Source organism: Microbulbifer agarilyticus (genome assembly GCF_001999945.1).
Classification (GTDB): Bacteria; Pseudomonadota; Gammaproteobacteria; order Pseudomonadales; family Cellvibrionaceae; genus Microbulbifer; species Microbulbifer agarilyticus_A.
Genome location: NZ_CP019650.1, coordinates 2,928,355 through 2,948,813, shown reverse-complemented (window position 1 = coordinate 2,948,813; position 20,459 = coordinate 2,928,355). Strand labels below are relative to the sequence as shown.

General features: G+C 56.3%; 19 protein-coding genes and 1 other RNA gene. 15 read left to right on the top strand and 5 right to left on the bottom strand.

Annotated elements, in window-relative coordinates:
• Nucleotides 1–48 precede the first annotated feature (48 nt).
• The 6 genes from Mag101_RS12275 (at nucleotide 49) to Mag101_RS12250 (ending at nucleotide 5,461) form a co-directional block, all read left to right on the top strand.
• Nucleotides 49–750 (top strand): arylesterase, encoded by a 702-nt coding sequence (locus Mag101_RS12275; protein WP_077405394.1) that lies wholly within the window; start codon nucleotides 49–51, stop codon nucleotides 748–750.
• A 261-nt stretch (nucleotides 751–1,011) separates the two neighbouring features.
• Nucleotides 1,012–1,968 (top strand): tRNA 2-thiocytidine(32) synthetase TtcA, encoded by a 957-nt coding sequence (ttcA, locus tag Mag101_RS12270; protein ID WP_077405391.1) that lies wholly within the window; start codon nucleotides 1,012–1,014, stop codon nucleotides 1,966–1,968.
• A 163-nt stretch (nucleotides 1,969–2,131) separates the two neighbouring features.
• Nucleotides 2,132–2,455: a hypothetical protein gene (locus Mag101_RS17875; protein WP_157520360.1), complete on the top strand. Its 324-nt coding sequence runs from the start codon at nucleotides 2,132–2,134 to the stop codon at nucleotides 2,453–2,455.
• Nucleotides 2,456–2,753: 298 nt separating this feature from the next.
• Nucleotides 2,754–4,229, top strand: a complete 1,476-nt coding sequence (gene putP, locus Mag101_RS12260; protein ID WP_077405388.1) for a sodium/proline symporter PutP — start codon at nucleotides 2,754–2,756, stop codon at nucleotides 4,227–4,229.
• Nucleotides 4,230–4,295: 66 nt separating this feature from the next.
• Nucleotides 4,296–4,808: a macro domain-containing protein gene (locus Mag101_RS12255; protein ID WP_077405384.1), complete on the top strand. Its 513-nt coding sequence runs from the start codon at nucleotides 4,296–4,298 to the stop codon at nucleotides 4,806–4,808.
• 188 nt (nucleotides 4,809–4,996) lie between these two features.
• Nucleotides 4,997–5,461: a DUF962 domain-containing protein gene (locus tag Mag101_RS12250; protein WP_077405380.1), complete on the top strand. Its 465-nt coding sequence runs from the start codon at nucleotides 4,997–4,999 to the stop codon at nucleotides 5,459–5,461.
• 75 nt (nucleotides 5,462–5,536) lie between these two features.
• Here the strand turns inward: Mag101_RS12250 and Mag101_RS12245 are convergent, their stop codons facing one another.
• Nucleotides 5,537–6,022 (bottom strand): Lrp/AsnC ligand binding domain-containing protein, encoded by a 486-nt coding sequence (locus Mag101_RS12245; protein WP_077405377.1) that lies wholly within the window; start codon nucleotides 6,020–6,022, stop codon nucleotides 5,537–5,539.
• Nucleotides 6,023–6,274: 252 nt separating this feature from the next.
• On the opposite strand from Mag101_RS12245, the gene ald reads away from it, so the two are divergent.
• Nucleotides 6,275–7,420 carry an alanine dehydrogenase gene (gene ald, locus Mag101_RS12240; RefSeq protein ID WP_077405375.1) on the top strand — a complete coding sequence of 382 codons (1,146 nt, stop codon included), beginning with the start codon at nucleotides 6,275–6,277 and terminating at the stop codon, nucleotides 7,418–7,420.
• Between the two features lie 292 nt (nucleotides 7,421–7,712).
• Here the strand turns inward: ald and Mag101_RS12235 are convergent, their stop codons facing one another.
• Both Mag101_RS12235 and Mag101_RS12230 read right to left on the bottom strand, forming a co-directional pair.
• Nucleotides 7,713–8,429 (bottom strand): 16S rRNA (uracil(1498)-N(3))-methyltransferase, encoded by a 717-nt coding sequence (locus Mag101_RS12235; RefSeq protein ID WP_077405372.1) that lies wholly within the window; start codon nucleotides 8,427–8,429, stop codon nucleotides 7,713–7,715.
• 4 nt (nucleotides 8,430–8,433) lie between these two features.
• Entirely contained in the window at nucleotides 8,434–9,288 is an 855-nt protein-coding gene (locus tag Mag101_RS12230; RefSeq protein WP_077405369.1) for a 6-carboxytetrahydropterin synthase, read from the bottom strand.
• Between the two features lie 315 nt (nucleotides 9,289–9,603).
• On the opposite strand from Mag101_RS12230, the gene ffs reads away from it, so the two are divergent.
• The 5 genes from ffs (at nucleotide 9,604) to Mag101_RS12205 (ending at nucleotide 14,087) form a co-directional block, all read left to right on the top strand.
• Nucleotides 9,604–9,700: signal recognition particle sRNA small type (gene ffs, locus Mag101_RS12225), an RNA gene on the top strand.
• Between the two features lie 242 nt (nucleotides 9,701–9,942).
• Nucleotides 9,943–11,880 (top strand): M2 family metallopeptidase, encoded by a 1,938-nt coding sequence (locus Mag101_RS12220; RefSeq protein ID WP_157520357.1) that lies wholly within the window; start codon nucleotides 9,943–9,945, stop codon nucleotides 11,878–11,880.
• A 248-nt stretch (nucleotides 11,881–12,128) separates the two neighbouring features.
• A complete protein-coding gene (locus Mag101_RS12215; RefSeq protein WP_077405366.1) occupies nucleotides 12,129–12,599 on the top strand; it encodes a Dps family protein in 471 nt (156 codons plus the stop codon).
• A 157-nt stretch (nucleotides 12,600–12,756) separates the two neighbouring features.
• A complete protein-coding gene (locus Mag101_RS12210; RefSeq protein ID WP_232325010.1) occupies nucleotides 12,757–13,110 on the top strand; it encodes a PadR family transcriptional regulator in 354 nt (117 codons plus the stop codon).
• Between the two features lie 17 nt (nucleotides 13,111–13,127).
• On the top strand, nucleotides 13,128–14,087 hold the full coding sequence (locus Mag101_RS12205; RefSeq protein ID WP_077405362.1) for a hypothetical protein: 960 nt from the start codon (nucleotides 13,128–13,130) through the stop codon (nucleotides 14,085–14,087).
• Here Mag101_RS12205 and Mag101_RS12200 read toward each other — a convergent pair.
• Entirely contained in the window at nucleotides 14,055–14,969 is a 915-nt protein-coding gene (locus Mag101_RS12200; RefSeq protein ID WP_077405360.1) for a LysR family transcriptional regulator, read from the bottom strand. The genes Mag101_RS12205 and Mag101_RS12200 overlap by 33 nt on opposite strands.
• Nucleotides 14,970–15,257: 288 nt before the next feature.
• On the opposite strand from Mag101_RS12200, the gene Mag101_RS12195 reads away from it, so the two are divergent.
• Entirely contained in the window at nucleotides 15,258–17,231 is a 1,974-nt protein-coding gene (locus Mag101_RS12195) for an acetoacetate--CoA ligase (RefSeq protein ID WP_077405358.1), read from the top strand.
• A 140-nt stretch (nucleotides 17,232–17,371) separates the two neighbouring features.
• On the opposite strand, the gene Mag101_RS12190 is transcribed toward Mag101_RS12195, so the two are convergent.
• Entirely contained in the window at nucleotides 17,372–17,527 is a 156-nt protein-coding gene (locus Mag101_RS12190) for a DUF3149 domain-containing protein (protein ID WP_077405356.1), read from the bottom strand.
• Between the two features lie 341 nt (nucleotides 17,528–17,868).
• Here Mag101_RS12190 and Mag101_RS12185 point away from each other — a divergent pair, with 341 nt between their 5' ends.
• Nucleotides 17,869–18,255, top strand: coding sequence for a hypothetical protein (locus Mag101_RS12185; RefSeq protein WP_077405354.1), 387 nt, complete (start codon nucleotides 17,869–17,871; stop codon nucleotides 18,253–18,255).
• A gap of 179 nt (nucleotides 18,256–18,434) precedes the next feature.
• A complete protein-coding gene (locus tag Mag101_RS12180) occupies nucleotides 18,435–20,255 on the top strand; it encodes an autotransporter assembly complex protein TamA (protein ID WP_077405352.1) in 1,821 nt (606 codons plus the stop codon).
• The last annotated feature ends 204 nt before the right edge of the window (nucleotides 20,256–20,459 follow it).

The window sequence follows — 20,459 nt, the reverse complement described above, 5'->3', positions numbered from 1 at the left end:
CTGGAATTTCTGCAAAATGCGCTTTAGATGAATAGTGGAGAGTATGACATGGCGGCGGTTTTTTTCCGGAGTCTTGTACCCGGTTTTATCTCGCGTGGCCTGCTGTTGATCGTTTTATTTTACGCGGCAGCAGTCAAAGCGGATGAGCGGGGTGCGCTGGAGACAGGCACTCTGTTGGTGCTTGGGGACAGTATCAGCGCGGCCTATGGCATTGATGAGCGCGACGGCTGGGTGCAGCTGTTGCGCGACCGTCTGGCGGAGCAGGATCTGGCGGTGAAGGTGGTGAATGCCAGCGTGAGTGGCGAGACATCTGCGGGCGGTTTGGCGCGTTTGCCGCGGCTGTTGAGCGAGCATGGGCCTGACTGGCTGGTGCTGGAGCTCGGTGGTAACGATGGATTGCGTGGCTATCCGCCGCGGATGCTAAAGCAGAACCTGGTGCGCATGGTGGAGATGGCGCGGGAGCATGGCGCCGAGGTGCTGCTGCTGGGTATGCAAATGCCGCCGAATTACGGCAAGGCGTATACCAAGGCGTTTGCCGAGGTGTTCCCTAAGGTGGCGGCGGAGCAGAAGGTGCCGCTGGTGCCGTTCTTTCTGGAGACGGTGGCACTGTTAGATGGCGCTATGCAGACCGATGGTATTCATCCCACGGCGAAAGCGCAGCCTGCTCTGCTGGACCATGTGTGGCCTTGCCTTGAAATTCTATTGAAGGGCAGTGTGGACACGCGGTCCGATAGTTTGTGCACTTCTTGATCGGAAAGCGTACAATCGCGGCCTGATTTTCGTCGGGCCCCGCTTTGGTAGTGGGGCTCCGTAGATGGTTCCGGGGCGGCACTGCCACCGGGGAAGCCACTGCGGGACACGCTACGAGTTCATCCATGAACGCTCGGCTGTGACCATCCCTGGCCACAGACGGTCCCGCACTGGCTTCCCCGGTGTCAGCGCCTGCGCATGCAAGCTTTCACTTCTGTCTGTCCCCCGGGTAATACCGCACGTTATTTTCGAGATTTACCGATGTCTGACCTGGAAAACCGCCGCGACCGGCTGGAATTCAATAAGCTGCAAAAGCGCCTGCGCCGCAATGTGGGCAAGGCGATCGCCGACTTCAATATGATTGAAGAGGGCGACAAGGTGATGGTGTGCCTGTCTGGTGGTAAGGATTCCTACGCGATGCTGGAAATCCTGATGAACCTGCAGAAGACCGCACCAGTGCACTTTGAGTTGGTGGCGGTGAATATGGATCAGAAGCAGCCGGGCTTCCCCGAGCACATCCTGCCGGAGTACCTGCAGTCCATCGGCGTGCCGTATCACATCGTGAACAAAGATACTTACAGTGTGGTGAAGGAAGTGGTGCCGGAAGGCAAGACGACCTGTGGCCTGTGTTCGCGCCTGCGTCGTGGCACTTTGTACGGTTTTGCCGAAGAAATCGGAGCGACCAAGGTAGCGCTCGGTCACCACAAGGACGACATTGTTGAAACGCTGTTTTTGAATATGTTTTACGGCGGCCGTCTGAAAGCGATGCCGCCGAAACTGCGCGCAGACGATGGCCGCAATATTGTGATTCGCCCGCTGGCGTATTGCCGCGAGACGGACCTGATTGCGTTTGCCGACCACAAGCAGTTCCCGATTATTCCGTGCAACCTGTGTGGTAGTCAGGAAAATCTGCAGCGTCAGGCGATCAAGGGTATGTTGAGTGAGTGGGATAAAAAATATCCCGGCCGCAGCGACAATATTTTCGCTGCGCTAACCCGGGTATCTCCATCCCAATTGGCGGATCGCGATCTGTACGATTTTGAGAGTCTGGAACTGGACCGCTCTAAACCCGCGCCTGCGGTGGACGCGCGCGCGATTGAGCAGTATGTGGATTCCTGGATTCCTGAAGATGCTCGCGATGAGGAGCCGGAAGTTTCTCCAAAAGCTTCTCAGGAGGAGCCGGCTCAGCCGCTGTATATTGAGGCGCGGAATCTGTAGGCGATTCGTCCTCAACCAGTAGCGTATCGGTTTTTTGAGCAGCCGCGGTTTTTACCGCGGCTGTTTCGTTTTCGGGTTCTAGTTCTGGTAGGGCATTTTCTGACGGTCTTACAAGCTTGGCGTAGCTGTCGACGAAGTCCCGCAAGCGCGCACTGGGGCCGTGGTGAAAGTGTTTTTTCCACAGTTTGGCCATGCGCGGCAAATCGGTCGTCTCCACACGTTCGACACCGGCCGCGCGGTATATCAGCCACGCAATGGCGGTGGCATAGCGCAAGTTGGTGGCGAGTTCCGAGTGGGGGTGCTGCAAAAAGTCGCGCTGGCTGGCGAGGCCGCGCACCTTGGAGGCGAGCGGCGGAAAGTTGATCAGGTATTTGTCCCAGATCTGGCGGTGTGTGCTCGGCAGAATCTGGAAAATACCCATGCCGTGTCGGCGCCCCTGCTTGAGGTGAAAGCCGAGCTGGGATTCCTGAGCGGCGGTGCCCAGTAACAACGCTTCCATCCCGGGGGACCAGGCACGGAGCTGCTTTAATGTGGGACGAACGACGAATAAACGCAGTTCGTCCAGGCAAATACCCATAGTGTTTAATTTTTCCCTGTGTACTTCAGTCTGAAACCACCGTCCGTGGTAGTTTGCACAAGCTGTACATATCCATGGTTTAGTTTGCGGATTGAGTAACCGCCAGTGAATGGGTAGATTTACGCGCAATAAAGACCAATAACGACGGAATCAGCCTAATCTTTCACCAAAAGAGGCTGGATCTGCCAATTCTGACGGGGAATTCCACATGTCTGGACAATGGCTTGTCGCCCTTACCTTCATTGCTTATCTCGTTCTTATTCTTGCGATCGGTGTCTACGCCTACCGTCGTACCAAGGATGCGAGCGATTACTTTCTCGGGGGGCGCTCCCTACCGCCGGCGGTGGCGGCGCTGAGTGCCGGTGCCTCCGATATGAGTGGCTGGTTGCTGCTCGGGTTGCCCGGTGCGGCTTACGCCAGTGGCCTTTCCTCTGCGTGGATCGCGTTTGGTCTGTTCGGCGGAATCGTTTTGAGCTGGACCATCATGGCGCGCCGCCTGCGCATTTACAGTTTTGCACTGGATGATGCGCTGACGGTGCCGTCTTATCTACACCGGCGGTTCGATCTGAATACACCGTGGCTGCGCACCGTGTGTGCGTTTTTTATTTTGCTGTTTTTCCTCTTCTACGTGGCATCTGGATTGATTGCCGGCGGCAAGCTGTTTGAGACGGTGTTTGGTTGGGACTATCAGTGGGCGGTGGTGATTGGCGCGATTGCGGTGATTTCGTACACCTTGTTCGGTGGCTTTCTCGCGGTGTCCTGGACCGATGTGTTTCAGGGGCTGTTGATGAGCCTGGCACTGCTGATCGTGCCCATCATGATTATTTCCGATGAGGGTGGCGTAGGTGGTGCCTGGGCGCAGATGCAGGCGCAACACCCGGAATTGATGCACCTGATGACGGATAAAACCGGAGCGGCGCTCGGCGTTGCGGCCATCTTGAGTTCACTGGCGTGGGGCCTGGGGTACTTTGGTCAGCCGCATATCCTCGCGCGCTTCAAGGCCTTGCGTCATCCCGACGATATGCCGGCGGCGGCGAGTGTGGCTGCAATTTGGTCCCTCGCGGGTTTCCTCGGTGCCTTGAGCGTTGGCCTGTTTGGGCACCTGGAACTGACCCAGGCGCTGCCCGATGGCGAGCGTATTTTTATGGCGCTGGTGGAATCCCTGTTCCACCCGCTGATTGCCGGTATTCTGCTCGCGGCCATTCTGTCGGCGATTATGAGTACCGCCGACTCGCAGTTGCTCGTTTCCTCCGCGGCCCTGGCAGAAGACATTTACCACGTCTGGTTCGGCAGAAAGGTTTCCTCTGAGCATCTGGTTGTAGTGGGCCGCTGGGCGGTGGTGGCGCTGTCCCTGATTGCGGTGGGCGTCGCCATGGACCCGGGTTCGAAAGTGCTGGATGTGGTCGCCTATGCCTGGGCGGGTCTGGGTGCGGCGTTTGGCCCGGCCGTACTGATTAGCCTGTATTGGTCGCGTATGACCGGCGCCGGTGCCATCGCCGGGGTGCTTGTTGGGGGTATAACCGTATTGGTTTGGAAACAGCTCTCTGGTGGCATCTTCGATATATACGAGCTTTTACCGGGTTTTGTCCTCTCCGCAGCTGCTATTGTTTTAGTAAGTGCCGTGACGCATTGCCCCGAAGGAATTTCAACGCGCCACCGTCAAATACTGGGGCAAAAGCAGTAGTTAGATTGCGGTACAAGTGCAACGTTGCACGTATTGATCGGTGGTGCCGCGGCTGGAGTAGTTAGAGTGATCGAAGTACACCTCGGTGATATCACTCGGTTGCATGTGGATGTGATCGTCAATGCAGCCAACCAGAGGCTCCTGGGTGGGGGTGGCGTCGATGGCGCCATTCACCGCGCGGCCGGTCCGGCACTGTTGGAGGCCTGCCGTGTTATCGGCGGGTGTCCGGTCGGAGAAGTGCGCGCCACACAAGGTTATGGTCTCCCGGTCAAACGCATCTATCACACGGTAGGACCCGTGTGGCGCGGCGGTAATTTGGGCGAGCCAGAATTACTGGCCAGTTGTTATCGTCAGTGTCTCAATCTCGCTCGCCGTGAAAACGCCCATTCGCTCGCCTTTCCCGCCATTAGTTGCGGGGTCTACGACTATCCCCCTGAACTCGCTGTTGAAGTTGCCGTGGAGCAGGCGCAGCAGCACCTCGACCGCGATGGTGGACCGCGCCATGTAATTTTCTGTTGCATTGACGAAGATATGGCCGAGTTGTATCGCATGCAGCTGGATGCCTGCGTGCGAAGATAGTCCGAGTTTTGTACCTGCCCGACAGAATTTATAAACATTCTGCCTCTGCATTTTCACGTTGCGCCCGGCGTTGCCGGGCGGCAACCCTCCCGGAAAGTAGATATTTTTGTGACCATTTGGTCTAGCCTGGTTCTAATGTACCATCTCTGAAAAGCCAACCCATATAACAACCAAGGCGAGGGAAAACGATGCGTACAGCACAGCAATGGTTCAGCGAATACGGCGAGAGCCATCAGAACTCCACCAACAAGGCCATCCACTGGATTGCAGTGCCGGTCATATACTTCACCGTTGTGGGCCTGCTTTGGGCCATCCCTCAGCCAGATTGGATGGCAGCGCTGCCCTGGTTAAACTGGGCGGTGGCAGCAATGGTGCCCACTATGCTTTTTTACCTACTGATGTCATTCCCGGTGGGGCTGGGTATGATCGCGCTTTCACTGATCTGCCTGGGTATTTGCAGCGCCCTGGAAAGAGCCGGCTTGAGCGTGCTCTGGTGGTCTGTGGGCCTGTTCGTAGTGATGTGGGTATTCCAGTTTATTGGTCACCATATCGAGGGTAAAAAGCCGTCTTTCTTTAAAGACCTGCAGTTCCTGTTGATTGGCCCTGCCTGGGTAATTGGTTTCCTGTATCGCAAACTCGGCATCAAATACTGAGTTTTGTCGGCGAGCACCGCGGACATTCGGGTGCTCGCTTCCTGCTACCTCAGTTGGCTCTCTTCCGTTTTTCGTTTACCGGTTGTAGTGCACCGGTACTTCCAACGTTTCTTTTACCTCTTCCATAACTACGTAGCTGGTACATTCCTGTACTTCCGGCAGAGTCAGTAGCGTTTCCCCATAGAATTTTCGGTACGCGCTCATATCGGCCACTCGGGCTTTGATCAGGTAGTCAAAGCTGCCCGACACCAGATAGCACTCCTGCACTTCCGGTAGCTCCGCAACGGCGTTGCGAAATGCTTCAAAGGCATCCTGGGCGGAACGGTTCAGGCGGATTTGCACGAACACCACCAGCGCGGCATCGAGGTATTCCGGATTGATCAGCGTGGTGTAGCCCTGAATAACCCCATCACTTTCCATCTTTTTGACCCGCTCGACGCAAGGCGTCGCCGTAAGGCCGACCTGACGGGCCAGTTCTGCGTAGCTGGTGCGGCCGTCTTTCTGCAGTACACGGAGAATATTGCGGTCAATAGTGCTGAGTTCGCCGGCGCGTCTCTTCATCTGAATCTCTCGAATATTGCCCAAGCTTGCCTGCTGCAGCACGGGAACTGGGTGGGCTTGACTTGGCCAATGGTTAAAAAGCGGTTTCGGATGGCTGAAAAATAGTCTTTCACTAAATTTTTCAGTGGATTCCACTAATCATAATTAAATAAGTGTAAAAATCCACTTTATATAGGTGCCTATACTGCGGGAATCCAACAAGAACGCAATGCGCACTCGATGGCGCTGACAGAGTAATTGAGGAGATTCGCTATGTTAATCGGTGTCCCAAAAGAGATTAAAAACCACGAATACCGCATTGGCCTGACGCCTTCGAGTGTTCGCGAACTGATTGGTCAAGGTCACGAAGTGATCGTGCAGAAAGACGGTGGTGCGTCCATCGGCTTTACCGACGAAATGTACGTAAATGCCGGCGCCAAGATCATCGACACTCCGGAAGAGATCTTTGCCACTGCCGACATGATCGTGAAGGTAAAAGAGCCTCAGCCGCACGAGTGCGAAATGCTGCGTCCTGGCCAGCTGCTGTACACCTACCTGCACCTCGCCCCAGACCCCAAGCAAACCGAGCTGCTGGTGAAGTCCGGTGCAACCTGTATTGCTTATGAAACCGTAACCGACCGTTTCGGCGCGTTGCCGCTGTTGGCTCCGATGTCTGAAGTTGCCGGCCGTATGTCCGTGCAGTGTGGTGCACACCATCTGGAAAAAGCTCAGGGTGGCCTGGGTGTGCTGCTGGGCGGCGTACCGGGTGTAGCGCCGGCTAAAGTACTGATTATTGGCGGTGGTGTAGTAGGTACCAACGCAGCCAAGATGGCCCTGGGTATGGGTGCCGACGTAACTATTCTGGATCGCTCCCTGCCGCGTCTGCGTCAGCTGGACGACATTTTCGGTGGTGCGGTACGTACCGAGTACTCTACCGACGACGCAATTGAATCCCACGCGCTGGAAGCGGACCTGGTTGTAGGTGCGGTGCTGATTCCGGGCGCCGCTGCGCCGAAACTGCTGACCCGCGACATCATCAGCCGCATGAAGAAAGGCGCGGTTGTGGTAGACGTGGCGATTGACCAGGGCGGTTGTTTCGAAACCTCCAAGGCAACCACGCACCAAGAGCCGACCTACGTAGTTGATGGCGTTGTGCACTACTGTGTTGCCAACATGCCGGGCGGCGTTGCGCGCACCTCCACCATGGCCCTGAATAATGCGACTCTGCCGTTTGCAGTTGCTCTGGCGAACAAGGGTGCCAAGCAGGCGCTGCTGGACGACGCCAACCTGCTGGAAGGCCTGAACGTGCACGCCGGCATGGTGACTTACAAGGCTGTTGCCGACGTACTGGGCTACGAATACGTAGATCCGAAGCTGGCACTGCAGAAGTCTGCCATTGACGCAGGTGTTGCTGCCTAAGCCAAATTGTTCATCGTCACGTGATGGAAATGACTGGAGCGTGGTGTGAGATTTCAAATTAGGGAAGTCTCGGCCTCGCTCCGCAAAAGGTTCTCTTCTGGGGCTGCTTCACGCCCCGCTCTGTGAGACCCCGGCAGTTTTGTCACTGCCGTTATGGCCGCGCTGATTAGCGCGGCTTTTTTATGCCCGTAAGTTGAGGATTGAGAGCTGAGGATTGAGAGCTGAGGATTGAGAGCTGAGGATTGAGAGCTGAGGATTAAGAGTTGGGGTGGGGCGTTTGCCCGCTGTAATACTAGCGAGCGGGAAACAGGCGGCTCAGCAGTACCGGCAAAGCGGTTTCGACACGCAAAATGCGCGGCCCCAGGTGAACCGACTGAAACCCGGCTTCCTGCAGCTTTTCCACTTCGTAGGGGATAAACCCGCCCTCGGGGCCGACGGCGAGCGTGGTTTGCTGCTCGATATCCACCGGGCAGGGCGCGTCCGTCACCGGGTGTGCAACCAGCTTGAGAGACTGATTCGCGATTTCGGGGAGTTCGTCTTCGACAAAGGGCTTGAAGCGCTTGCGCAATTGGATTTCCGGCATGGCGGTATCTACGGCCTGCTCAAGTCCAAGTACACACTGTTCCCGCAGCTTTTCTTCAGCTAGCCAAGGGCTTTGCCAGTAAGACTTTTCTACGCGGTAGGCGTTAATCAGATAGAGCTTTTTTACCCCCAGTGCAGTGGCGTGCTGAATTGTACGCTTAAGCATTTTGGGGCGGGGCAGGGCGAGGAGCAGGGTCAGTGGCAGCGCCGCCGGAGGTTCTGCCACAAGTGACACCGTCATGGCGATATGGTTTTCGCTGCGCTCGGTGATTTCGCCTGCACCAACCTGTCCATTCACCACGCCAACTTTCAGGCGGTCGCCAACTTCTGCACGCTGTACTTCCGCCATATGCTGGAAACGACGGCCGCGCAGTACTACCTGGCTGGAGGATTGAAAATCCTCGGGCTCCAGTAAGATCAGATTCATGGGGTTAGCGCCCGGCGAACGCTACCGCGCCTTTGCCAATGCCTTCATAGGCGCGCACCGTAATTTGCTTGCCGGCGTTTTCTGCCGCGAGTACATCGGCGATGTACTGCGCGAGCTGTTCCACTGTGGTGTCGCAGTCGAGGATCTCACAGCGGCTCGCTGGAATCGTCAGAGTGAATTCACCCTGTTGTGCCTTGTAAGCAAAGTGCAATTGTGTGGTTTGGCCCTGCGTATCTTCACCGGTGAGATCTTCTCTGGTGCCGAGGTAGATGTCCGCCCAGCGTTCCGCCCATTGGGATTCCAGCGCAGGGCTGCGTTCGCTATCGATGTCGATACGGATACGCGAGCGGTGGCCGTGGGCAATACGCTGACAGTTGCCATCGTGCTTTTTCAGGCCGTGGCTGTAGTGGTAGAACGGGCTGTCGATGGACTCTACGCTAAAGCTCAGGCTGAGCTTGTCCACACTGGTCGGGAAAATCCCATCCAGTTCATTCACGCACCAGGCCGCTACGGACTTCGGGGTGATGGACTCCACCGCAACCAGGGCGAAGGCCTGAGCGGGGCCGCCCACCGTGATGTGCTCGCCGTCGGGCAGGGCCCAGGTCAGCTGAATCTGGTCGCCATCTTGCTGCATGGTCAGGTGCGGCGAGCGGGTCGGTACCAGCAAGCGGTGGTCCAGCTCGTGATCCAGCCAGTTGCGCAGGGTCTTCTTGACGATGCCGAAGTCACACACCATACCCTGGTGGTCGAGCGCACCGTCGAGGGCGGCATTAGCCAGCCAGGTTTCACCGACAACACCCCGGGTGTGGTGGAGATAGCTGAAATCCACATTGGTGAGACTGTCGACGAACAGGTGCATAGGAGACTCGGTAAATTCGCTTGAGTAATCGCTAGATTAGGGTAATTGCTGGAAATGGGCCCGGATCGGGCGCGGCACAGTATAGCTTTTTTATGCATGCAATTTGACCTGTCCCCGGCACAAAATGACGCGCGGCTATCAAGGGTGAAGGCAAAGGTGAAAGCAGAGGCGAAAACAAAGCTGAAAATAGGGGCTGGAACCTGGCGGCAGGAGTCTCTATAATCGCGCCCTCTTCGAGCGCAGTGGTGTGTATTTGCGATTCTTGCAGTCACAACCGTCAGTGCTAATCTGAGTGCTCGAACGTTGTGGCGGCCCTTCCGGTCTCCTCGCAATGATCAGCTGTGAACCCCGCCAGGCCCGGAAGGGAGCAACGGTAGCAGTGACATCATGTGCCGAGGGTGTGCTGGTTGGGCTGCCTCCATTTCTCCCCCGCTCCCATCTGTTCTCCCTTTTCTTAACGCTTGCTACTGCAATATTTTTCTCTGTTTCTCCGAATCTTTGGGGAATTTGGTGCCGTTGTGTTGTGCGACGCGTGTGCTGAGCCTAATTCGTGGCTTGGTGTGTGCTATAAAACGACGACAATCTTTGCTTCATTCCACTCGCTTGGCCGGGTAGAGATCCCAAATAACACCATAAAATGATCCGAGGAAGTCGATGAAAAAGCTTGCGCTAGTAATCGCTGTTGCCACTTTCACCCTGGCAGGCTGTGACCGTGACCCTGCTGAAACTGGGGCACCAGTCTCTGAGGGGGCCACTTCTGAGACCGTGCAGGGCTCAGCGGAAAACTCGGCGACCGCCAACGCGGAGATGAACATCGCCGACAGCAATGGGCAACCGAGTGCGGAGGATGCCAAGGCATTCCTCGATGAAGCCCAGGCCCGTCTGGAAAAAATGGCTCAGGAAGCTAGCCACGCGAGCTGGGTAGCTTCTACTTATATCAACCTGGATTCCCAGTACACCGAAGCCCTGGCGATGGAGCGCTATACCGCACTTGCGGTCGAACTGGCCGGTGAGGCAGCCAAGTTCGATAATGTAGATCTCGATCCTGAAACCCGCCGCATGCTGACCATGCTCAAACAGGGCCTGGTTTTCCCCGCCCCGAATGATCCCGAAATGACCGCGGAACTTGCACAAATTGGTTCCAAGATGCAGGGCATGTACGGTGCCGGCAAGTACTGCCCTGAGGAAACGGCGGGACTGGATCCGACCGTTAAGAAAGAAGGCAAGTGCTACACCCTTACGGAAATGGGCCAGATGATGGCCAACAGCCGCGATCCGAAGTTGCTGAAAGATCTCTGGGTGGGTTGGCGCAAGGTTGCGCCGCCGATGAAGCCACTCTACGAACGTCAGGTTGAGATCGGTAATGCCGGTGCCAAGGACCTGGGCTATGACAATCTCAGCGTCATGTGGCGCTCCAAATACGATATGCCTGCGGACGAATTTTCTGCGGACATGGATAACCAGTGGAACAAGGTTAAGCCCCTGTATGAGGCGCTCCATTGCCACGTGCGTGCAAAACTGAATGAGCACTATGGCGATAAAGTAGCGCCGGCGAGTGGCAAAATTCCTGCGCACTTGCTCGGTAATATGTGGGCGCAGGAGTGGGGCAACGTTTACGATATCGTCAAAGATGACGATATGGAGGCGCCCTACGATCTCACCGAGCTGGTGGTGAATTCCGGCATGACGGAACAGGATATGGTGAAGACCGGCGAGAAGTTTTTTACTTCACTCGGTTTTAAACCGCTACCGGATACCTTCTGGGAGCGCTCTCAGTTTGTCCAGCCAAAAGACCGCGACGTGGTTTGCCATGCAAGTGCCTGGAACCTGGATAACCAGGACGATATCCGTATCAAAATGTGCATCAACAAGACCGGTGAAGACCTGATCACCGTCCACCACGAGTTGGGGCACAACTTCTACCAACGTATCTACAACCAGCAGCCGTTCCTGTACAAAGAAGGTGCCAATGACGGCTTCCACGAGGCGGTGGGGGATACCATTGCGCTATCTATCACGCCCAAGTATCTGAAAGAAATCGGCCTGATGGACGAGATTCCCGGCGAAGACAAGGATCTCGGTTATCTGATGCAGCAGGCGTTGGATAAAATTGCATTCTTGCCGTTCGGTTTACTGGTGGATAAGTGGCGTTGGCAGGTGTTCAACGGTGAAGTTGCCCCGGGTGATTACAACAAGGCGTGGTGGCAACTGCGCGAAGAGTATCAGGGTATTACCCCGCCGGTAGAGCGCAGCGAAGCGAACTTCGATCCGGGCGCCAAGTATCACATCCCAGGAAACACACCATACGCCCGCTACTTTTTAGCGCGTATTCAACAGTTCCAATTCCATCGCGCGCTCTGCGAGGCCGCTGGCGAAACCGGGCCGCTGCACCGCTGTTCCATTTACAAAAACAAGGCGGCCGGTGAAAAGTTGCGTAACATGTTGGCTATGGGTGCAAGCAAACCGTGGCCGGATGCCATGGAGGCGCTCACCGGTGAGCGCGAGCTGGATGCTACGGCGATTGTGGATTATTTCCAACCGCTGATGGTGTATCTGGAAGAGCAAAATAAAGATCGCGACTGTGGTTGGTAATCGCTAGTACGCACTGCTCCTTCCTGTTGCCAGAGTCTATTGCCTGACCCTATTGGCCGCTTAGAAATTGCCAATGGGGTTAGGGGTTTGAATCAGAATTTGTGACCTTAAAATGTTCGGAGATTTATCGGAAGTCGAGTGGGATGCTTTTGTCTGCTCACTACGAGACTGCGTTAAACACGACCGAATATCCGAAGTGGTGTGCCGGTCAAAAGGATTGAAATCGAGCCATACGAACGAGGTTGCTAATGAGCAATATTGATATTGGGATTGGAGAAAAAGACCGCGAAAAAATTGCCGATGGGCTGAAGTGCCTGCTGGCGGATTCGTACACGCTCTACCTGCAAACACATAACTTTCACTGGAACGTGACCGGTCGTTTGTTTCGTGAATTGCACCTGATGTTCGAAGAGCAGTATACGGAATTGGCGACGGCCGTGGACGACATTGCCGAGCGGATCCGTACCCTCGATGTGGTAGCGCCAGGTACGTACAAAGCATTCTCTGAGCTCAGCTCAATCAAGGAAGTGGAGGATGTACCTGCGGCGGAGGAGATGGTGCGTATTCTGACTCAGGGTCACGAGCAAGTCGTGAAGACTTGCCGAGACGTGTTGAAGGCGGCGCAGGATGCGGATGACGAATCGACCGCGGCTCTGGTTTCTGACCGGATGCGAGAGCACGAAAAAACAGCCTGGATGTTGCGGGCTACGTCCCAGTAAACGACATCGAGAGATATCACATCAAAACCGGCCTTTGGCCGGTTTTTTTATGTCCGCAGTTTTCTGTGTACATCCTTTCTTACACATCCTCACTTGCATATCCACACTTGCATATCCTTACTGTGTGGTGCACAGTATATACTGTGTGATGCACAGTATGGATGACGAGAGAATGGTAGAGACGCCAGAAAAACTCCACAGAATGGTGATGGAAGTGCGCCGTGGTGCACTGACCCTGGCGGTGCTGCTCGCGCTCGCCGAGCCTCACTATGGCTACTCGCTGCGTAAAAAGCTGGCGGCGAAAGGCTTGGAAATCGATGAGGGAACCCTCTATCCGCTACTGCGCCGACTGGAAGAACACGGCCTGTTGTCGAGTTACTGGCAGCAGGAAGAGGGCCGTAAACGCCGTTTTTATCAGATCGATCAAGGGGGAGAGGTTGCTCTGGCCGCAATGCGTGACGAGTGGCAAAGCCTCGATCAAGTGATCGGGCATCTCGCAGAAGAACACTGACCTAGGAGAAAAAGTCGATGACGAATCAGGTCGATTGGTTACAGCGCTATGTCGATAATGTCCGCATTTATTTGCCGGCGCGACTGCGCGAGGATGTTGGAAACGAACTGCTATCAGACTTGCAGGATCAGCGGGATGAGCTGCAGGCTTCGCTGGCGCGAGAGCCCGGTGAGCAGGATATCCTCGATTTATTGAAGCAAAAGGGGCACCCCATGTCGGTGGCGGCGGCCTACCAGCCGCGTCGGGCCCTGATCAGTGAACCACTGTTCCCTCTGTATCTGCAGGTGTTGAAATGGGTGTTACTGTTCATTGCAGCTGCTTCCGCTATTGGTGTCGTGGCATCGCTGTACGTGGATGAAAACCCGAACCTGCTGTCCGCCACCATTCGCTGGTTTGCCAGTTTGTATGAAAGCGGGATTCACTCGTTCGCCTGGATTACTTTGGTGTTTTACCTGATCGGTGAGGGCTTCGGTTATCGCCGCGTGTTTGATAACTGGAATCCGCGCTCCATGTCGAAGGTGGTGGACAGTGGCCGCCGGATTAAACGTTTTGATACAGCATTCGAATTTATTGTAACCCTGCTGGCAATCGCCTGGCTGAATGATATCTGGTTGTCTGCAGGCTCTGAATGGGCATCTTCGCTGGTATTTTCTCCGCTGTTGGCGTCGCTGCTACCCTGGCTCAATGTAGCGCTGGGTGGAAGTGTATTGATGTCACTGTTCAAACTGCTTTCGCCCTTCTGGACGCGCTCGCGCTTGATTGTGGATGCGGCACTACACAGCTATTGGTTAGTGTTGCTGGGCGTCCTCCTCAGTAATCCCGTGCCGTTTTCTGTCGAGTGGCAAAGCGGTGAGTTCTGGCAGCCGAGCCAGGGTGCCTGGCAGGTAGCGGTCGGCGTTGTCATCGCGATTACGGTGTGGGACTTGCTGTTGGACTTGCGTCGCTTAGTTCGCGCGCGCACCTGGGTTATTGTCTAACGCGACGGACACAAACGCCTGGGCCGGCGCAGACAGAGCGCCGAATTCTCGCGCGAGAATGCCCACTGGCTGGCTTACGATGGGATCTGCCAGTGGTTTGCAAATAAGCCCATAAGCCTGCATTTGCTCGACACATAAACTGGGCGCTGCACTGACGCCCAGTCCACTTTGTACCAAGCGACCGATGGTGCTGAGCTGATAGGCCTCACACAGCAGTCGAGGGCTCGTATCATCGGGCTTGCCACATTGGGAGAAGGCGCTATCTGTCCAGCGCCGCACCGCCGATCCCCGGTTCATTGCAATGAAGGGCTCTTGCGCCAGATCCCGCCAGTGCACCAGCTTCTTGCCTTGCAGTGGGTGGCCTTGCGGTAGTACCGCGACAAAGCGATCGTCCCCGAGCGCGGTGAAGGTCAGGTTGCCCAAGTCCTCCGGGCGGAAGCTGAACCCCAGCTCCGCACGCCCCTCCTGCACCGCGCTCACTACACGCTCCATCACAATGTCTTCCAGCACAATATTGATATCCGGGTAGCGCTGATGAAATTCCTTGAGCAGCCCCGGCAATTGGTTCAGGGCGAATGCGGGGATGGCGGCAATGGACAGCTGCCCCTGCTGCAAGCGAAAACGTTGCTGCGCGGCATCCAGAGTGTTATCCCAGTTGTGCAGTAGCTGCTGTGCGCGCTCCACAAAGGCAGCGCCTTCGGGTGTGAGTGCCAGCTGGCGGCCATCGCGGCTGAACAGTGCGCCACCGAGGGATTCCTCGAGGCTGCGGATGGCAATGGAAATCGCCGGTTGCGACACGTGCAGCTGGGCGCTGGCCTCGGCCAGGCTGTGGGTTTTGGCCACGGCCACGAAGGCCCTTAGCTGCTTGATGGTGGTGCTCATGGGTAATTTGAGGTTCGGTTTAAATATAAGTAAAACTTAATAAATATTAATAAGTTTAAATTAGTTTAAAGTGTTAGACCAAGGCATGATTGTGCACATGGCGAGACCGCGAATAATGGTCAACCATTCATACGGGCGCTGAAACTGCGAACGAACTCCGCAGCAGCCCTGTGACCTAACCCCGTATTTTGGCCCCGTAACTCGGCCCCGTATTAAGGCCCTGACCCCACAACTGTGGATAAGGGTGAAGCAGAACGTCGGAATAGAACAACGAGAGAAACCGCCGCAATGAGTAATCCCGTGCAACCCCTTTGGCAGCCCACTGCGGAAGCGATCGCCGCTACGCAGATGGACCAGTTTCGCCGTCAGGTAAATGAACTACATCAGCAGTCGCTGCCGGATTACCACGCCCTGCATCAGTGGTCTGTGGATAACCGCGAAGCCTTCTGGAACCAGCTGTGGGACTTTGGCGAGGTGATCGCCAGTGAGCGCGGCGAGCGTGTCCTGGGTAAAGACACCATGCCCGGTGCGGAATGGTTCCCCGACGCGCGTCTGAACTTTGCCGAAAACCTGCTGCGCTTCCGCGACGACAAGGCGGCGCTGGTTGAGCGGCTGGAAAATGGTCGTCGCCGAGAACTCAGCTACGGCGAGCTGTTTGCCGAGGTGGAGAAGCTGGCTGCGGCGCTGGCCAATGCGGGTGTGGGCAAGGGCGACCGTGTTGCCGGCTTTATGCCGAATATTATTGATACCGCAGTGGCCATGCTCGCCACCACCAGCCTGGGCGCTGTCTGGACCTCGTGCTCACCGGACTTTGGTATTAATGGTGTGCTGGATCGCTTCGGTCAGGTGGGCCCTAAGGTACTGTTTGCCTGCGAGGGCTATTTCTACAACGGCAAAACCATCGACTCGCTGCCGCGCCTTGAGCAGATCGTTGACCAGATCGAGTCGATCCAGCAGCTGGTCGTGGTGCCGGTGGCGCGCTCGCCAGAGCAGACGGAAACTGATATCGCGGGGCTGGATCGCGCGGTGAGCCTGCGTGCATTTGTGGAAAATGCGCCGGCGCGACCGCTCACTTTTGAGCAGACCGAATTTAATCACCCGCTGTACATCATGTACTCCTCCGGTACCACCGGTGTACCCAAATGTATTGTGCACGGGGTGGGCGGCACACTGCTGCAACACATTAAAGAGCATCGCCTACACACCGATATTTCCCGCAACGATTCCCTGTTCTACTTCACTACCTGTGGTTGGATGATGTGGAATTGGCTGATTAGCGGACTGGCTTGTGGCGCAACTCTGGTGCTCTACGATGGCTCGCCGTTCTACCCGGCGGCCGAGTGCCTGTGGGACATGGCCGATGAAGAAAGCATCAGTGTGTTTGGCACCAGCGCCAAATATATTGCCGCACTGGAGAAGGCCGGGTGCAAGCCCCGCGAGAGCCACAAGCTGGAGCGCCTGCGCGCGGTGTTGTCGACCGGCTCACCACTGGCCCACGAAGGCTTCCGCTACGTGTATCGCGACATTAAACCCGACTTGTGCCTGAGTTCGATCTCTGGCGGCACCGATATCATTTCCTGTTTTGCGCTGGGCAACCCGACGCTGCCGGTTTATCCGGGGGAGCTGCAATGCCGCGGCCTGGGTATGGCGGTACAGGTGTGGAGTGACGACGGCAAGCCGGTGCTGGAGGAAAAGGGTGAGCTGGTGTGTGCGACGTCTTTCCCCTGTATGCCGATTGGCTTCTGGAACGACCCGGATGGCAGCAAGTACCACGGTGCTTACTTTGATAGCTGGCCGGGTGTCTGGGCCCACGGTGACTATGCAGAAATCACCGAGCACGGCGGCGTGATCATTTACGGGCGTTCCGATGCGGTGCTGAACCCCGGTGGCGTGCGTATCGGCACCGCGGAAATCTACCGTCAGGTGGAAAAGGTCGAGGAGCTGCTGGATAGCATCTGTATTGGCCAGGAGTGGCGTGACGATGTGCGGGTGGTGTTGTTCGTGGTACTGCGTGAAGGGCTCACGCTGGATGACGAACTGATCCAGAAAATCCGTACCACCATCCGCGCTAATACCACCCCGCGCCATGTGCCGGCGAAGGTGATTCAGGTGGCGGATATCCCGCGTACGATTAGCGGCAAGATTGTCGAACTGGCGGTGCGCAACGTGGTACACGGCAAGCCGGTAAAAAATCAGGAAGCGCTGGCGAACCCGGAAGCACTCAAACTTTACGAAGATCTTGAGGCACTCGCCGGCGAGTAAGTGAGATCCGCGAGATAAGCGAACACGGGAGGGCGCTATAGAGCGCGCTCTCCGTTAGCCGAATTTCAAACAGCACATTGCCGGGCTAAAGGATATTGGCCCGGCATTTTTTTGCTGGTCTTGCGCAGGCAGGTATGGGATCAGGCTGCTTGCTGTTCCGCCTGCTGCGCGAGTTCCTGATCCATCTTGCGCAACGCCATACGGGTGAAGTAAGCGCCCATCAGGCACACAAAACCGATGATGCCGAGGCTCAGTAGGCCAGAAAAGCTGGTGAACAGGTCGATCAGTGCGTCCATTTTCTACTCCTATTGCATTGCTGCACTCTTGATTGGTTCCAGTGTATGCAGGCGCCCAGGAGCGCACTTGATTTGGATCAACCGCCCCGCAGGTTCTGGGTTTTAATGCGCGCCCGGACAGATATCACAACAAATCCCTGCAATAACCCATTTGAGCAGCGAATTCTCCCGCCACCATGTGCCACGGCTTCATAGGGGTACCCCCTCCGCGATCGCCATTCCATTTCTGCGCTGAGTTACAGGGCTGGGGCTTGCCCCGGGCATGTCTGATCCGCCAAACTGCGCTACCCTGTGGGGTAGTGATTCCCCGCTAATAAACCATAAATTCACGGAAGATCTGCATGATTACCTATCTGTATTGGGCCGCAGTGATCGCACTGGTGGTCTTGAGCTTGTTTGCCGGTGGGCGCCTGGGCAGCCTCAGCAAAGGCGCGATTGTCGCAGCCATCATTTTTCTGGTGGGTTGGCTCGCCTACTACTTCCATTTCGAGCAGGTGTTTGTAAAGCGTTTCGGCGGCGTGATGTATATCAGCGTGCCATCCGGCCAGCGGCACCTCGGCGCCACCTGGAAAGATGACAACCTGTGGGTTGAGAATTACAACCCGGAAACCAACGAGTGTATTTTCAGTGAGTATTCCAAGGGCAACCTGCTGGAAGGCCGCGTGGTCATCAAAAATTGCAATCCATTGATTGAGGCAAAAGAGCGCCCGGCTGTTCCCGCTCGCTAAACAATGAATTAGGTGGTGTCTGGAGAGCATTGCAAGGGGAGGGCTCAACGCCCGGTGCAGGACGCACACGGGTATTCACAGGTTAAGCAGCGGTAAATACCGCAGGCGCCGTCGAAGCGGAGGCAACTTTTTTCGTTTCACGGCGTCGCAGTAGGAGTGGTTGGCAAACGGACTTGGTCTTGCGCGATTCTCTTCCCGCTCGTGGAGCGGCATTTCTTCACTACATTTCTGTTGTTCTGTTGTCGGTGCTTTTTCTGTTGCCGCACCCCTCTGCTGCACTTCCATTTTTTGACCGTCTTCCCAAATTCAAAGTACGTGTACTGGAAAACGCCAAACTGCAGGAATGGCTGAAAGACCAACTTAACGAGCAGCGTAAATCCAGCAGCGTACTCAAGTCATACGATGACCCCCAGGATGTGGCCCGCTACGAGCGCGGTACCCTGGAAAAGTTACTGCGCTCCCGCGGTTATTACGACGGCCGGGTTCGACAGACGGTCGACAATGGCGAGATTCTTTACCGGGTAGTCCCGGGGCAGGTATTTCGGATCAAGTCGCTGGAAATCGATATGCCCCTGAGGCTCAAACCCGGCTTTCCCGGTGTTGGGCTGCAGGTCGGTGATCCGCTGGAGGCAGTGAAGGTCACCGAGGGCGTCAAAAAAATTGAAACCTACCTATCGGAAAATGCCTGCCTGCTCGAATTGGACGTGGACTACAAAGCTACGGTTATCCACAGCGAGCACGCCGCGCGGCTGGAGTATCGAGTGGCGCCCAGCCCAGAGGTCCGCATTGGGCAACTCTATGTGGAAGGTGTCACTAGTATTAATGAGCCCTACCTGCGCAAGCGCCTGCAATTGTCGACGGGCGATTGTTTCAATCGCGCAAAACTCGACGCCGCCAAATTGCGCCTGTTGCGCACCAATCTGATCGCTGGGGTGAATACCGAAGTCTCGGAACCCCATGATGGTGTCGTTGACATCACCTTCCTGCTGACCGAGCGCAAACACCGCACCGTACGCCTCGGGGTGGGGTATACCTCCGACGAGGGGGCGGGTGTTTCCGCCGGCTGGGAGCATCGCAATATCCTTGGCCGCGGGGAAAAGATCGAAGTAGAAACCCGCGTCAACGAGGTAAAGCAGTCGATCAAGACCGAAATTCTGGTGCCGCGTTTTTTCCGCGACGACCAGAACTTCTCAGCCAAGGCCGAAGCGTCCAATGAGGAGCGTGACTCCTACGACGCCGAGTCCGTCACCATCGGCGGCACCATTTCCCGCCGCCATACCAAGCACCGCACTTTCAGTATCGGTAGCGAACTGAAGTTCAGTGAGGTTCAGGAAGAGGGCGAGGAGAGTGAAAACTACAACTTGCTGTCGTTTCCTCTCGGCCTGAAGATCGACACCACCGACAATCTGCTGGATGCCCGCCGTGGTGCCACCGTCGCGTTTGAAGTGAAGCCCTATTTTGACCTTCGCAATAGCGGCACCCGCTTCGTCAAAAATACCCTGGTAGCCACCGGTTATCTCACTGGTGACGACGTACGCTTTGACCCGACGCTCGCACTGCGCATCAAGGCCGGGGTCATCAATGGGATCGACAACCTCGAGATCCCCGCTGACGAACGCTTTTATGCGGGCGGTGGCGGCTCGGTGCGCGGCTACAGCTATCAGGCGCTTGGCCCGCGCCGGCTGATTCCTTCGACGGTTGCGGGGGAGCCACCGACACTTTCTGACCCCATCGGTGGCCGGGCGCTCAGTGAAGTTTCGCTCGAGGGACGGTTTCGCTTTACCGAGTCCTGGGGCGGGGTACTGTTTGTGGATGGCGGTAATGCCTATGAGGACCCCCAGCCGAGCTTTGACGACCTCTACTGGGGTGTCGGGCTTGGGGTGCGCTACATGACCTCGTTTGCACCTCTGCGGTTTGATATCGCGTTCCCATTGGATCGTCGCGACGGGCTTGATGACAGCAGTTATCAGATCTATGTCAGCCTCGGGCAGGCGTTCTGAACCATGGTGGATTCAAGCTCCGCCAAATCAACGCGCAGGCAACGATTGCGGCCCTGGCGCAACCGGCCTCGCCTGACCTTGCTCGCGGTCTTGCTGTTACTACCACTGTGCTTTGCACTGGTCTTTCTCGGCTCGGAAAAAGGTCGGGAAACCCTAACTCACGCTGGTCTTGCCGCTGCCCGTCATTACTTGCCCGATCTGGAA